Origin of the sequence: Ekhidna lutea (assembly GCF_900188325.1) — a bacterium.
GTDB lineage: Bacteria > Bacteroidota > Bacteroidia > Cytophagales > Cyclobacteriaceae > Ekhidna > Ekhidna lutea.
Genome location: NZ_FZPD01000006.1, coordinates 1 through 15,650, shown reverse-complemented (window position 1 = coordinate 15,650; position 15,650 = coordinate 1). Strand labels below are relative to the sequence as shown.

The window sequence follows — 15,650 nt, the reverse complement described above, 5'->3', positions numbered from 1 at the left end:
TTTCCTGTCTAACAATTCGATATATTAACTTGTCATTAGTAACAAGAATTTAAGGAATCAGTGCATTCATGGAAATAGTAAAGAAAGTGGTCATTGCCGGACATTTTGGAGTTGGCAAGACCTCACTCGTAAGCAGATTTGTACATCAAAAGTTTTCTGATCAATACCTCACTACCATAGGAGTAAAAATTGATAAGAAAGTCATAGAACTTGAGGGAGCCACCGTCAAAATGATGCTCTGGGATATTGCTGGCGAATCCTCAGCTATGAAAATCCCTAAAAAATACCTTGCCGGAGCTCACGGACTCTTTTACGTTTTTGATCTCAGCAGAGAGGAGACTTATCGCAACCTGGATACAGATTTATTTGAATTGAATAAATCACTAAACGGAAATCCTGCAATAGTGCTGGGGAATAAGTCTGACCTTGTGGAAGAGACATTCATCGAAAAACTACACAGTTCCATCGCTACTGATTTTAAAATTACAAGTGCAAAATCAGGTGAAAATGTGGAAGAAGCATTTTTACAATTAGCAAAGGAGATGTTATGAACTTGAATGAAATTAAATTCCGCCCGTTAGAAAAAAAGACTCAGGTCATTGTATTTGATCAGAAAGGCAAGGTCCTTGAAACGGACAATACATTGGTGGAAGTGAATCCTGAGGGGGTTAATATTTTTGAAGACACCATTCTTTGCGGGATGGAAGAACAATTTCTCTCTTTAAAAAAGGGCGAACAGGTCGAGTTGGACTGCATCCATACCGATTTTTTCGGAAAAGAATCACATTATGATTTTGTGGTAATGCGGCTGGAAGAAGAAAATCCAAGTTATGGCTTGGTGATCTATGATTTTGGTGCACAATACAATCAACTCTTTGATCTTCAGCAGGAACGCAACATGGCGCAGATTCAAAGCCACAGACTGGAACGAGAAAACAAAGAACTTGTTGACGAGAAAACTACCATTGAACGGTTGTACAATGAGATGAAAGACGATAGTTCGTCCTCTCAGTATATTTTAGTGAAGGCTGACAGCTTACTTTACAACCTTGACTTCAAAGAGATCCTATACCTGGAAGCGTATGGCGATTACATCAAAGTACACACTGAAAATAAAGTATACGTAACACACAACACCATGAAACGAGTAGAAGAGATTCTGCCGGCTAATCGCTTTTTCAGGGTGCACAGATCTTTTATTGTGCAGTTAAGTAAAATTGAAAATATTGAACAAATGAGCTTGCTTATTCGGGGAAAAGATAAAGTTATACCGATAGGAAAGTCCTATAAGTCGATTTTACTCCAAAAGATGGATCAACTTTAATGATAAAGGCTTATTTTGTAGACCTTTATAGCTTACTATTAAATTAGAAGTTTAAGTTTATTGCTCATTAAATCGTTTCAGATATGGCTAAGATGTTCACTAAAAAGGAAGAGAAAGTAGAAGATCCGAATTTGGAGTCTTCTCCGCAAAATGGTCAGCAACCTGTTGACCCGATGACAGAAGAATCACAAAAGCTTAATGCAGTAAGAGATCTATTATTTGGACAAAATGTTCAGGAATATAGATCTGAATTTGATGAGCTTAGAAATTTGATTAATGACAATCGCGATAAAAGTGAGAAGGAATCTTCTGACATGAAAAGCGAAATATTCGATAGGCTTGATAAGCTTGAAGAAAAACTAAATTCCAAGCTCGACGATACGAATAAATCTATTAACGATCGTTTGGATCAGCTGAGTGATGCGAAAGCCGACCGTAAGAAAATGGCTACCATTCTGCACGAGCTTGCAAACAAGCTGGAATCTTAATCCTTTGCCTGCGAAATGAACCAACCTGCAGGCATCAATACCTTAAAACAGCTGCTCTTTGAGGAAGAGAGCAAACGCTATCAGGAGCTTCACGAGAAAATTAAAGACGTGGAGCAAAAGATGGAAGAGAGCCTGGAAGCTCAAAAGCTTCCCAATGCGGAGATCAATGCCCTCATGGATCAGATGATGGAGGTCATGCCGGAGAGACTTGGTCCAACCATTACCAAAACCCTAAAGGTTCAGATAAAAGAATCACGCGACGATGTTGTGCAGGCGCTTTTCCCCATTATTGGTCAGATGATCAAAAAGTATGTGCAGCAGGAAATGGCGGTACTTACCGAGAAGATCGATAAGCAATTTGAAGCAGCTCTTTCTTTTGACCACCTACTTCTGAGAATAAAAGCCTTCTTTACGGGTGTGAAATATAGTGAGTTAGTGCTTAGGGGCACCAATGAGCCTCAGATACAAGAAATTTTTCTCATTGATGATGAGTCTGGAATTTTGCTGGCAAGCTATTCAAGGCACAAATCAATCGATCAGGATATGGTAGCCGGGATGCTTACCGCCATTAAGGCGTTTGTGGAAGATGCGTTTGAGTCTGGAGATCAAAGCCTCGAGACGATCAACTACGATCTATACCAAATTTATATTCAAAACTTTAATCGATTCTACATTTCAGTGGTAATGAGTGGAGTGATGGACGCCTCTTTTAAAAGCAAGTTAAATGATACCATTCTTCAATTTGTAAAAGATGTAACCATCAAGTCCGACCAGCCTGACCAATCAGAATTAACGAAAAAAATTAGCCAATACTTCGATAAAATGTAACTGCTATGAAAAAGCTTCTAATCGTAGTGATAGTGATCACACTACCTCTGATCACCTTCTTTCAATACAAAAACTACCGAAGGTTTCATCCACCGGTCAACTATGAATATGCATTAGCTGAAAATGTGGATGTCAATTATCACGATCCATCAATGGTGGAAGAATACTTCAGCAAATCTGTTGAGATCAGTGCTTTTGCCAGAAAGGCCTGGAGTAATGAAAGCATAGATGTTCGTTTTCCTGATGAAAATGATCAGACAGCACTGACACAAGCCGCCTATTACAATCAGCTATTAGCCAGATTGCAACATATTGAAACGCTATTATCTCAATCAGCTGATTTAAAATCACGTGGTTTTAATAATGAAGACGTTAAGCTGGTAGAATCAGGTGTTCCTGAAAATTTGGCTAAGTGGATGGCACAGAAAGATCAGCTGATTGGCCTTTCCGTAGGGAGTAGGGGAGAGGAAGTTTGGTTGCTGCAAACCTACCTTGAGAATAAAGGATTAGATCATACAGTGGATGGGGTTTTCGGAGCAGCAACCCAGAGTGCACTCAGACAATTTCAACAAAACAATGGACTTTATCCGTCAGGAGCCATGAGTGAACGTACATTCGAGAAATTATTCCTCGAGTAGTATCACCAGTCGAATTGATACACCCAACCATATAAATCTGCCTTTTACCGAAAATCAAAGCATGAACAATGACCTTTAACGATGTTTGTCTTGCCATTCGATACTGTTGAGTGAGCAGTGAATGGCGAATAGTAGGTGATAGTGGCTGTCCCGATCGGGGCAGCCTTTTTTGTAAGGCAAAACAATTAAAACTATTTCTTTAACAGGTGGTTATGACTGTTGATCGAAAGTTTTAAACCTTAAGATTTAAGTCTTAATATTTTCGCGAAGAGCATTACAGATATGAGAATTTTATTGATAACGATTTGTTTGGTGTTTGTCAACAGTATCGTGGGGCAGGATTTTCCTTCAGCACTAGCGGACAGGGAATGTATCGTACTTGATTTGAGCGAATCTGTTGAAAAAGAAAATAGTCATTTTGTCTATCGCTGGGATTTTGGAGACGGTTCTCAAGCAAATGGTATTACAGCTGAACATTGCTATGATTCTATCGGGGTATTTCAAGCAACCCTTTCTATTCTAGATCCAATTTCTTCCAAAAACTTTGAAGAAGAGTTTACACAAACCATCCAGATAGTTCCCGCTGTGGAGTTGGTTATTACCAATGAACAATCAACGCATCAATACAAAACATTTACTGCTGAGCTCAAAGGATTCGATGGTGCGGCTAATTTTTATTGGTCGTACTCAGATAGCTATGAGACAGGCAAAGTGCTCCCAAACATACGAGTTCAGTCAGGAGACAAAATTAGAGTTCTAGCAAGTTTCAATTTTCAGGGCGATGAAATCTTCCTTGCGAAGGAAATAGAGATTAATGAAACCTTATAAGATCCAATTATGAAATATTCACTTACAGCATTATTAATATTCTTCACACTTGGATCAAAAGCGCAACTAGTCCCTAGTGAATTTGAGCAGATCACACATCTGGTCACTTTTGGAGCCGAAAGTAAGCCGGGATGGGGAGACGATGATCACACGCAAGTTTTCTTTTTTGTAGTACCAGAGTCATTTACCAAGCCGGTATATATCCGTGTTTTTGATCCGGATATTGGAGGTAAACATGATGAGCCCAATGGCAGCTGGGATACAGGAGTGAAATTTAGTGTTTACGGTGGGCAAGGAACGCATTCAGACCCTGATGCGAAGAAAATTGATCCAATAGGTAACTATAAAAGTGGAACACTACTGGCATCTAAACTCTTTCAAGCCGAGGCTAGATACGATGATCAGTGGTACACATTTGGTCCATTCAACCCGATGGAAGGAGAAGAAGCTCCGGAGTTAAATGGCAGGGTTTTCAAGGTGATTGCTGAAGGAATAGCAGGGAATGACGGTAACCTTTATAAGTACTTTCTCAGCACTAAGGATCAGGAGAATAAAGAAGTGGAAGGAGCAAATGCCTTTACGTATGAATATTCATTTCGATTACCTGAAGTAAAAAACTCTGTAGCTCATCTTTATCCATTTATCGACGATGATGTAATCTCTATTACTCAGCACAATTTCGATTTTGATTTCGAAGGGTCTATTCTTATTTACTCGATTGCTAAAAACCGGCATAGAGCTACTGCTAGTGCAAATAGGCAATGGGGTACAAGCAAACACCCTATCATCGATGAGGAAAAAAACACGACAGTCGATCTGCAAATTGTGAAAGGGAGGACATCAAGAAATGACATGGTGTGCTACATAACCAATCAATATGATGAGGCAATAGCCTTTTTCTCAGTTCCGGTTGGAGGTCCACCAAAATTTAAATACAAGGTAAATGTCAAGTACAAGGACAAGGGCAATGACTAAGAGGCTGTTTTATTTTTTGGTCCTTATGGCCTCATTGGCAGTCGGATCTTTTGCAGGTCCACGAGATTTTACCACCGTCTTATACAATGCAGATCGGGATTTCAATGGAGTATTTATTTATACCATTGTTCAGGATGATGATGGCTTCTTATGGATAGGTAGTGATGACGGTCTATACAGGTTTGATGGCAAGGAAATGCTAAACCTGAACAAGAAGGACAGTGCTATCAATAGCTTAATAACAGCATCCACTATTTCCAATGATGGCCATGTCTATTTAGGATATATCCAGGGAGGAATCAGTATTGTTGAGCACGGACGTTACCGAAAAATCGTCTCAAGAGAAGAACTCCCAAATCGAATCGAAGCACTTAAAGTAGATGATGCTGATATTCTATGGGGTCTCACCAGAAACCAGGGTATGGTACGGATTGAGAATGACAGTGTCACTCGTTACCAACTTCCGATTTTAGAAGAACTGATTAGCACGGATTTTATAGTTGCTGGAAACAAGATTTTTGTATCTACCAATCAGGGAGTTTTAGAGTTTAGAATTAAAGATGGTGAACTAATCCCATCTCAGTTTGTAGGCGGAACGATTGGATTTCAGGCAAACGCACTTTACCTGGATAAGGATGATAAAAACCTACTTTGGATAGGAACCAATGATGGTCTGTTCCGATATCAAATAAATACCCAAAAAATAAAACTCGTAGAGGGTTTTCCAGATCATGTGAGAATTAGCTCTATCTCTGAAGATGATCTGAATACATTATGGGTAGGCACCTTTAATCATGGCCTGGTAGAAGTAGATTTAATTGATGGTGAGGTAGATGCACTTACTTATTTCAATACTGCTTCAGGTTTTGAAAGTAACGAGATCGGGGAAGTATATGTTGATAATGAAAACGAAGTATGGGTCGGGACATTTGGTCGTGGACTTGTACAACTCAATCGTGCTTATTTTCATCACTATGAGCTGTACAGAACCATCAATGTCGAAGGCGTTCATAGTCTCAGCAATTTTAGAGATGACGAGTTGTTACTAGCTACAGATAATGGGTTAGTGCATGTATACCACAAACCACAAAGAGATAGCTTAATTTTTGATAAGTATCAGTTTACCACTGATTATTCTTTCACCTGTTTGGCAGTAAGAGGCGAAGAAATTTGGGCGGGGACAAAAAATAAAGGAGTTGTAAAAATTGATCTGGAAGCCGAAAAAGTAAAACGAGTCTTTCTGGATCCACTGGATCCTGTTCAGCGACATCTAATCCGTGATATTCAGTTTGATATCGAGGGAAATATTTGGGTTTCCGCAGCTGGGAATGGTGTTTACCATTTGAGCCCGGAAGGTGAGTTACTAAAGCAATACAACACGAGAAACGGCTTCTATCACAATGAGATATTTTCCATATTTCCAGATAGAGCTGGTAACATTTGGTTTGGCAGTCATGCTACCGGGCTTGCCCTCCTACAGCCCGGAGAAGAGATGAAGTTTTTGACGAAGGATGGTATTTTTCCGGCTTTTGATATCAATTCCATTATTCAGGATAACCTTGGCATCATCTGGATTACAACAGCAGGTTCTGGTATTTACAGTTTCGACGGAGAAAATTTCAAGCAATACACCGTAGACGAAGGGTTACTTTCCAATTACTGCAATGCAGCAATGGTTGATAATATTGGACAAATCTGGGTGGGGCACAGGCTTGGTATAAGCCTGATTCAACCAGAATATGATTTAATCAGAATATTTAACCACCCAAGTGAGCTTGGAGAAACCGAATCGGAGCTTAATTCTGTTGTTAAAGATGTGCATGGAAACGTCTTTTTTGGCAACCCATATGGTATTACCAAGGTCAACCTTCCTCATTTCAACTTTCCAATAATAGATCGCGAAACACACATCAAAGATGTTCGACTTTTTTTTAATGATGTTGACCTTTTAAGATTTACAAGTAGTGATAAAATTGATAATATCCTGCCTGCAGATTTGACATTTGAGCATGGCGACAATCACTTATCTTTTGATTTTGTTTCTATCAACCTGAGAAAGCCAGATGCAATCTACTACCAATACACGCTTGATGGCTATGACCGCACATGGTCAAGAATCGATAAAGCAAATAGTGCCACTTATACAAATTTAGATCCAGGTACTTACACTTTTAAAGTGAAAGAGTCTGATCACCCTGACCATTGGAATGATACCAATTATGCAAGCATGACATTTACTATTAAGCCACCATACTGGAGGACTTGGTGGTTTTATTTGCTTCAAATTACAGGAATCCTACTTGTCTTATACATCACATTTATTTTGTCTGCGAGACTTAAAAGCCAGTTTGCCACAAGACTCATGGTGTATGTAAGTCTATTCATCTTGTTTGAGTATGTACATACAGAAGTTGAACCATACCTGGAGTCTTTTACGGGTGAAACTCCTATTTTTCAGGTAGGTACTAATTTATTGTTAGCGCTGGTTTTGCTACCGGTCGAGATCCGACTTTCATCCTATTTAAAAACGCGAGCGACAAGAAAAGAAAAAATTGCAGCTGCAATGAACAAGATTTCGAATTAAAACAGTTATTTTTTATAATATGAAGTTTCTTCTTTCAATTATTACGATTTTAATCTTCGCTGGCGTAAACGCACAGAGTATTACGTTTCGGTCATTGAGAGCCGCGGATAGTGAGTTTGAGAAGTTTTCGTATTCAAATGCAGCAAGATTGTATGAGGCAAGCTTGGAGGAGGCCGAAGATTCGCTATATATCTATCAACAACTTGCGTTGTGCTATAGAAACATGAATGACTCGAAAAGTGCTGAAAAGTATTTAGAAGAAGTTGTGAAATCACCAGAAATCGAGCCTCAATTCATCTATTTGTACGCACAGGCACTAGCATCTAATGGTAAATATGATCAGGCCAAAAACTGGTACAAAAAATATCAGGATAAAGCAGGGGATGACCCACGAGCAAAGGAAAAGCTTGAAGCTTTACATAACCTGAATCGATTTTTTGCAGATAGTTCAAAATTCGAGATTAAACGAATGCCATATAATTCTCCTGGACTTGATTTTAGCCCGGCGATCTATAAAGAAGGGATCGTATTTGCTTCCTCCAGACCCAATGGGAATGAGTGGGTTAGAACAAGTTTTAACTGGGATGAGTCTCGTTTTCTTGATCTCTATCAGGTGCAGCAGGGCAGTGACCAAGCTGAACGATTCATCGATCATTTCCAAACCAAATATCATGAAGGACCACTTGCGTTTTATGATAATGAACAGAAAGTAGTCTTTACGAGAAATAATATTGTTGGAAAGCGATTAAAGAAGGATGGTGAGGGTGTCACCCGCTTAAAACTATTTTTTGCAGAAAGCGACGGTGAAGGTGGATGGACAAATATTCAACCCTTTAAATACAACAGTGACGATTATTCCGTAGGTCATCCGGCAATCAATGAAAATGGAGACGCAATGATCTTTTCTTCCGATATGAATGGTGGGTTAGGTGAATCTGACCTTTACATCGTTTTCAAGACTGGAGACGAATGGTCTGAGCCTAAGAACCTTGGTTCGGAAGTAAATACAGCTGGTAAGGAAATGTTTCCTTCGCTTGTTTCCAATAATCTATACTTTGCCTCAGATGGAAGAGGTGGACTTGGAGGCTTAGACATATTTGAAGCCGGCCTGGACCTTGCATTCGAAGTAGTGAGTGTAAATAACATTGGGTATCCAATTAATTCCCGAAAAGACGATTTTGGACTCGTATCGAATGATAATTTCAGATCAGGATATTTTTCAAGTGCTCGAATTGACTCACTCAAAGACGATATCTATTACTTTGAAAGGGATTATTATGTATTGAAAGGGCTTGCACTTAATGAGGACACGAACGAGCCTTTGCCAGGTGTAGATGTATTTGTCAAAAGTGAAGAAGGAGAACTGATCTACAGGAGATCAGATGAAAACGGCGAGTTTAGGATTGAGGACATTTCACCAGATTTATGGAATGTTTCAGGCGTTAAAAACACCTTCAACTTAGTTGCTGAAGAAAGGGTAACAATTAAGGAAGAAGATGATGTAGAAAGGTTGGTGAAAATTTATTTTTCGCCACAGATCATCTATCCTGTTGATTTTCCTGCTTCTATCACGGATTTTATAACTACGGTGGACGACCTGGAAAATCCAATCTCTAATCGTGTAAGAAATCATTCTGCAGATTCATTAATTATCAAACCGATTTATTATGATTTTGATGAATCAAAACTTCTGGTGGCAGGTAAAGAAGAGTTGGATAATCTGATCATTTTCATGCAGCTATATCCTGAATTAATCATTGCTTTGTCCTCTCATACCGATTCACGCGGTGATGAGGATTATAATTTATTGCTCTCTCAGCGGAGGGCTAATGCGGCTTTTGAGTACCTTGTAGAGAAGGGTGTCAAAGCTGAAATGCTTCAACCAACAGGAAGAGGAGAATCAATGCCTGCGGTTGAATGTGGGAATTGTTCCGAAAAACAACATCAGGCTAATAGAAGAACAGAGTTTTTGATTGTTGGTTCGAAGGATTAATCTGTTAATCGTCCTTTCAGTCGGTTTGACGAGTAATAAAGACGGACAGACGAAAAATCGAACAATTTATTATGCACGCATAATAAATTGCAGTTTTAAGATCTAATAAGAATCAGTAGTTAAGTATGAGACTAAATACCAGCTTTTACCTTTTAATTATAGTATTTACAGTTTTCTTCTCAAATCAGTCCTTTTCACAAACGAAAGGGCTGATTTACAAACCGGCCGGCACTGGACAATCAGTTTTAGATCCAAACCTTGACGGATACACGTCATCAGATGCTAATGGTTTCGTCAATGAAGATGAAGATGAAAGCGAGGTTCCATATACACCCTTACCAAGTATAGGAGCTTCAGAACCAGATAGTGATCTTGGTCCGGGCCCATCTTGTGGATTTACTGATTTAGTAAAATCAAATGACAATCACACGATCTACACTTATTTGGATGCGAGTGATAATTTGATGTTTCGCTTTAGACTGGGTGGTACTGCTAGCAATTCAAAATCATATTCTATTCTCATTGACACAGATCAAAAATTTGGTGCTACCGGAGCAAACGCTGATCCGAATTACACAGCTGGAAATCCGGGTTTTGAAATTGAAGTAGTTCTCCGCACAAATTTTGGTGTTGGATTATATGATATAGATGGGACGACAAGCGCTACTGAAATTGGAGATGCCACGGTAGATAGACCTTATGATGATTTTGCTCAGAAATCCATTGCTCATTCGGAGATATGCGGAGATGATGATTATTTCTATGATTTCTATATCCCATTTGCAGATATTACAACTGCTTTTCCAAGCATTACGACATCTACTCCATTACGGATGGTCGGTCAAACGGTCATCAATCCAAATGAGGCTACAGGTAACAATGGAATTTCGGATTTAGGCGGAATTGATGATGATACTGGTATTACCGACGATCTATGGGAGGATTTGATAGATGTTTTTCCTCCAACTTCGGCAGACGATATTGGAAGTGGTACTACACTTCCACCAAGAGCAGATTGTCCTACTATCACAGGACCTATTGCCGTGGGGGCCACCACAGTCAGTGGAACATCTTCTGAGGTAGATGGGGCAACTATTGAAGTTTTCCGTGATGGCGTTTCTGAAGGAACAACAACAGTCAGCTCAGGAAATTGGACTATGACAATTGGTGCTGCAGTTGCTTCAGAAGTTTTTACTGCTGCAGCTTCAGTATCAGCAGCTACTGCCTCCTCTACGGGCACCTCACAGAAGTCGGCTTCCTATACTGATTGTAATGCATCAACTGTAGGAGCATCATGTTCAGCTAGTATTAGTGCTTCAACAAGCTTTTCAATTTCTGCAAAAGGATTATGCGGTGACGCTGGAAGCGCTGTTTCCGGAGCTGAAATTAAGATATATTTTGAAGGTAATTTGTTGACCCCTTCTGCGGGGAGTAATTTTTCAGGTGGGCAAATTTTCGCAAACGCTGATGGTTCATGGATTTGGAAATGTAATACTAACTCTGGGTGTACTGGGGGAGCTAATTGCGGGTTTTCCACTTCAGGATTCTATGAAGTCACTCAAACAGAGAGCGGAAAGTGTGAATCTGATCCCTTAGAGTATTGCGCAGGTGGTGCAGCTACTTCATCAACACCTGTTTTCACGGCAGATCCTACTACGGTTTCTACCTCTATCAATGGTACTGCTACTGCAGGAGCAAGCATCACCTGGTATTTGGATGATGTTGAGCAAGCTACCACAACAGCTACAGGCGGAAGCTGGACCTTTTCCGTTTCAGGTCTAACAGTCGGACAGATTGTTAAGGTTCGATCAATTGAATCAGGATCATGCTCAGCTGAAACTACCAAAACGGTAATTGCCCAATCTGCAGCCCCGATTATTCAGGGAGACTATTGCGCTCCAGCTGCTGGGAATGTCACTGAAGTATCTGGTGTAACTGCCAGTGGTTCGGGAACAACTATAGAAATATTCACTGCAAGTGCAACTGGTGGTCCATATACTACCACTGGATCTTCTATTGTAACGACAGGCGCCTCATGGACAGTTACAGGATTATCAATACCTGTGGGTGATTTTATTGTAGCAAAAGCTACTGGTTCAGGAGAAGTAGAAAGTGATTACTCTGATGAGGTTGAAGTTTTTTCACAGACCGTAGATGCAAGCTTGGCAATCACTACCAGCCCGATTACAGAAGGGGATGATGCCATTACAGGAAATAGCTCGTTGGCAGATGGAAGCATAGTTTATTTATATTTAGATGGATTTATAGCCGATGGCTTTTCATCAACTGTATCTAGTGGTAATTGGACAATATCGGGACTATCAGCTGCTAATGCAGGATATGATGTCCTTTATGCGGACGCCACTGTTACAGTAACTTCTCAAAGTGGAGTTCTTTGTGAAAGCGATCAGTCAGCAGGACTTACTGTGCAATGCAATCCACCCACCACACAAACCTTTAATGCAACTTCAGCCACTCAGGTATGCGAAACTGAAACCATAGATTTCCAAATCGATGCGACCGAGAACCTAATAGTTTATGAGTTGGTGGATCAAGCTGGAAATGCTGTTGCGCCTGCAATTCTTGGAAATGGTTCATCGGCAACAATGACAACTTTTGGCCTTTCTGCATCAGTTACCGGCATCACAATAAAAGCACAAAAAGTTGGTGTAGTTTGTGAAACGACTTTTGCGTCAGCTGTTTCTGTGGACATAAAGCCTCAGCCTACCATTTCCCTTACTGATAATACATTAAATGTATGTCAAGGCACCACATCAGTTGATTTAGGCTATACCGTCGATGCAAATGGACCTGCGGTTGATTATAGTATCGACTTTGATGCAGCAGCCAACTCAGCTGGTCTCGTTGATGTAACAAATAATAGTAGTGTATCTAGCCCAATAAGCATTGCAGTACCTGCAGGTATTGCTCCGGGAACTTATAATGGTTCATTTACAATAAGAAACTCTAATACGTTACTTTGTACAAGTGATGTAGAAGCATTCACTATCATCGTCATTGCTCCGACTTATGTTGGAACCAATCCAACTACTTGTGCAGGATTAGATGGTTTTATAACAATATCCGGGCTTGAAGTGTCCACCGGGTATACGCTCAATTATGAAAAGGATGGTGCATCAGCAACTCCGGTTGTCTTTACATCAGATGGTAGTGGAGAATACGATTTAACCGGCCTCAATGCAGGATCATACAGTGAGTTTACACTTGATATTGCAGGATGTACGGTATCAGGACCGGTTACATTATCTGATCCGGGTGGGTCTTCTATTTCGGAAGGAACCCACACCCAGCCTACAAACTGTTCAAGTCCTAATGGAGAAATTGAAATAGCACTATCGGGCGTTACAACAGGCACTTTTGATGTGAATTTCAGCAAGGATGGTACTCCTCAGGGGACTCAAACCATTTCTGCAAGTGCATCAACAATTACTATACAAAACCTGGATATTGGAAGCTATACCAATATCTCAATAACTAATCAGGCTGATAACTGTAAGTCGAATACAATTGCAGGACCAATTGATTTATCCAACAGCAGTTCACCCACAATTACACTTGGAAGTAGTCCTTCCGTTTCTCAAGGAACCACATCAGCTGATCTTCCTTATACTGCAACAACCAACAGTCCGAATCAATATACAATTGACTTTGATGCATCCGCGGAAGGTGAGGGATTTGTGGATGTAGGAACTACTGCCTTACCTGCTTCTCCTATTTCATTGACCGTCCCTGGAGCAGCAGCTACAGGAACCTATAATGGAACCATTACAGTGACCAATAGCGGAACCGGTTGTTCTTCATCTCCTGTGGCTTTTACTGTTACCATAACAGGAGGAGATACGACACCTCCGGTCATTAATATCAGTACAATTGCAGGAGATAATATAATCAACGGAACTGAAGATGATTCAGATTTAACAATTAGTGGTACAACAGATGCCGAAGACGGGCAAACGGTAACGGTTACTGTCAATGGAAAAACATACACGGGGAATACTGGTAGTGGTGCTTGGAGCGTTACAGTTCCTTCTACAGATGTAAATGCATTTGACCCCTCTGAGACTGTTTCTGCTGATGTAGATGATTTGGCAGGAAATTCTGCGACTACAGCGACAAGAAATATCACTTATGATCCAACAGATCCAGCTACCCCTACGGTAGTGAGTCAGACGACCAATAGCAACCCTACGCTTACAGGGTCATTTGATTCTTCAGACGCAGATGTGTTTTCGGTGACAGTAGATGGCACGACCTATGTTTTAGGAACAGATGCAGAGTTGACCAACAGTGGAGATACCTGGTCATTAGATTTGAGTGGCATCACTGCGCTTACCGAAGGTACTTACCCTGTTACAGCAACGATCACGGATGAAGCCGGAAATGAAGTATCCGATGTGACCACTGATGAGTTGGTGATTGACACGACAGATCCAGCTACCCCAACGGTAGTGAGCCAGACGACCAATAGCAACCCTACGCTTACAGGGTCATTTGATTCTTCAGACACAGATGTGTTTTCGGTGACAGTAGATGGCACGACCTATGTTTTAGGAACAGATGCAGAGTTGACCAACAGTGGAGATACCTGGTCATTAGACTTAAGTGGCATCACAGCGCTTACCGAAGGTACTTACCCGGTTACAGCAACGATCACGGATGAAGCCGGAAATGAAGTATCCGATGTGACCACTGATGAGTTAGTGATTGATACGACAGATCCAGCTACCCCAACGGTAGTGAGCCAGACGACCAATAGCAACCCTACGCTTACAGGGTCATTTGATTCTTCAGACACAGATGTGTTTTCGGTGACAGTAGATGGCACGACCTATGTTTTAGGAACAGATGCAGAGTTGACCAACAGTGGAGATACCTGGTCATTAGACTTAAGTGGCATCACAGCGCTTACCGAAGGTACTTACCCGGTTACAGCAACGATCACGGATGAAGCCGGAAATGAAGTATCCGATGTGACCACTGATGAGTTAGTGATTGATACGACAGATCCAGCTACCCCAACGGTAGTGAGCCAGACGACCAATACTAACCCTACACTTACAGGTTCATTTGATTCCTCAGATGCAGATGTGTTTTCGGTGACAGTAGATGGCACGACCTATGTTTTAGGAACAGATGCAGAGTTGACCAACAGTGGAGATACCTGGTCATTAGATTTGAGTGGCATTGCTGCGCTTACCGAAGGTACTTACCCGGTTACAGCAACGATCACGGATGAAGCCGGAAATGAAGTATCCGATGTGACCACTGATGAGTTGGTGATTGATACGACAGATCCAGCTACCCCAACGGTAGTGAGCCAGACGACCAATACCAACCCTACGCTTACAGGTTCATTTGATTCTTCAGATGCAGATGCGTTTTCGGTGACGGTAGATGGCACGACCTATATTTTAGGAACAGATGCAGAGCTGACCAACAGTGGTGATACCTGGTCATTAGACTTAAGTGGCATCACAGCGCTTACCGAAGGTACTTACCCGGTTACAGCAACGATCACAGATGAAGCCGGAAATGAAGTATCCGATGTGACCACTGATGAGTTGGTGATTGATACGACAGATCCAGCTACCCCAACGGTAGTGAGCCAGACGACCAATACTAACCCTACGCTTACAGGTTCATTTGATTCCTCAGATGCAGATGTGTTTTCGGTGACGGTAGCTGGCACGACCTATGTTTTAGGAACAGATGCAGAGTTGACCAACAGTGGAGATACCTGGTCATTAGACTTAAGTGGCATCACTGCGCTTACCGAAGGTACTTACCCGGTTACAGCAACGATCACGGATGAAGCCGGAAATGAAGTATCCGATGTGACCACTGATGAGTTGGTGATTGATACGACAGATCCAGCTACCCCAACGGTAGTGAGCCAGACGACCAATACTAACCCTACGCTTACAGGTTCATTTGATTCCTCAGATGCAGATGTGTTTTCGGTGACGGTAGC

At 41.1% G+C, this 15,650-nt stretch carries 10 protein-coding genes; all 10 read left to right on the top strand.

Annotated features, from left to right (window positions below; translation table 11 throughout):
- The first annotated feature begins 68 nt into the window (after window positions 1-68).
- The gene (locus CHB71_RS16645; protein WP_089358090.1) at window positions 69-551 is read left to right on the top strand and encodes a Rab family GTPase; all 483 of its coding nucleotides are present in this window, start codon (window positions 69-71) and stop codon (window positions 549-551) included.
- The gene (locus CHB71_RS16640; protein WP_089358089.1) at window positions 548-1,324 is read left to right on the top strand and encodes a LytR/AlgR family response regulator transcription factor; all 777 of its coding nucleotides are present in this window, start codon (window positions 548-550) and stop codon (window positions 1,322-1,324) included. Before CHB71_RS16645 ends, CHB71_RS16640 begins: the two co-directional genes overlap by 4 nt.
- 83 nt (window positions 1,325-1,407) lie before the next feature.
- Window positions 1,408-1,812 carry a hypothetical protein gene (locus CHB71_RS16635; RefSeq protein ID WP_089358088.1) on the top strand — a complete coding sequence of 135 codons (405 nt, stop codon included), beginning with the start codon at window positions 1,408-1,410 and terminating at the stop codon, window positions 1,810-1,812.
- A 15-nt stretch (window positions 1,813-1,827) separates the two neighbouring features.
- A complete protein-coding gene (locus CHB71_RS16630) occupies window positions 1,828-2,640 on the top strand; it encodes a hypothetical protein (protein ID WP_089358087.1) in 813 nt (270 codons plus the stop codon).
- Window positions 2,641-2,645: 5 nt separating this feature from the next.
- Window positions 2,646-3,278 carry a peptidoglycan-binding domain-containing protein gene (locus tag CHB71_RS16625; protein WP_089358086.1) on the top strand — a complete coding sequence of 211 codons (633 nt, stop codon included), beginning with the start codon at window positions 2,646-2,648 and terminating at the stop codon, window positions 3,276-3,278.
- Window positions 3,279-3,560: 282 nt separating this feature from the next.
- Entirely contained in the window at window positions 3,561-4,106 is a 546-nt protein-coding gene (locus tag CHB71_RS16620; RefSeq protein ID WP_089358085.1) for a PKD domain-containing protein, read from the top strand.
- 9 nt (window positions 4,107-4,115) lie between these two features.
- Complete coding sequence (locus CHB71_RS16615; protein WP_089358084.1) at window positions 4,116-5,081, top strand: hypothetical protein; 966 nt, start codon at window positions 4,116-4,118, stop codon at window positions 5,079-5,081.
- 25 nt (window positions 5,082-5,106) lie between these two features.
- Window positions 5,107-7,665 carry a ligand-binding sensor domain-containing protein gene (locus CHB71_RS16610; protein ID WP_221406753.1) on the top strand — a complete coding sequence of 853 codons (2,559 nt, stop codon included), beginning with the start codon at window positions 5,107-5,109 and terminating at the stop codon, window positions 7,663-7,665.
- A gap of 19 nt (window positions 7,666-7,684) precedes the next feature.
- The gene (locus CHB71_RS16605; RefSeq protein ID WP_089358082.1) at window positions 7,685-9,658 is read left to right on the top strand and encodes an OmpA family protein; all 1,974 of its coding nucleotides are present in this window, start codon (window positions 7,685-7,687) and stop codon (window positions 9,656-9,658) included.
- A gap of 125 nt (window positions 9,659-9,783) precedes the next feature.
- Window positions 9,784-15,650: beta strand repeat-containing protein (locus CHB71_RS16600; RefSeq protein WP_144017467.1), on the top strand; the 5,867-nt coding region annotated here is incomplete at its 3' end.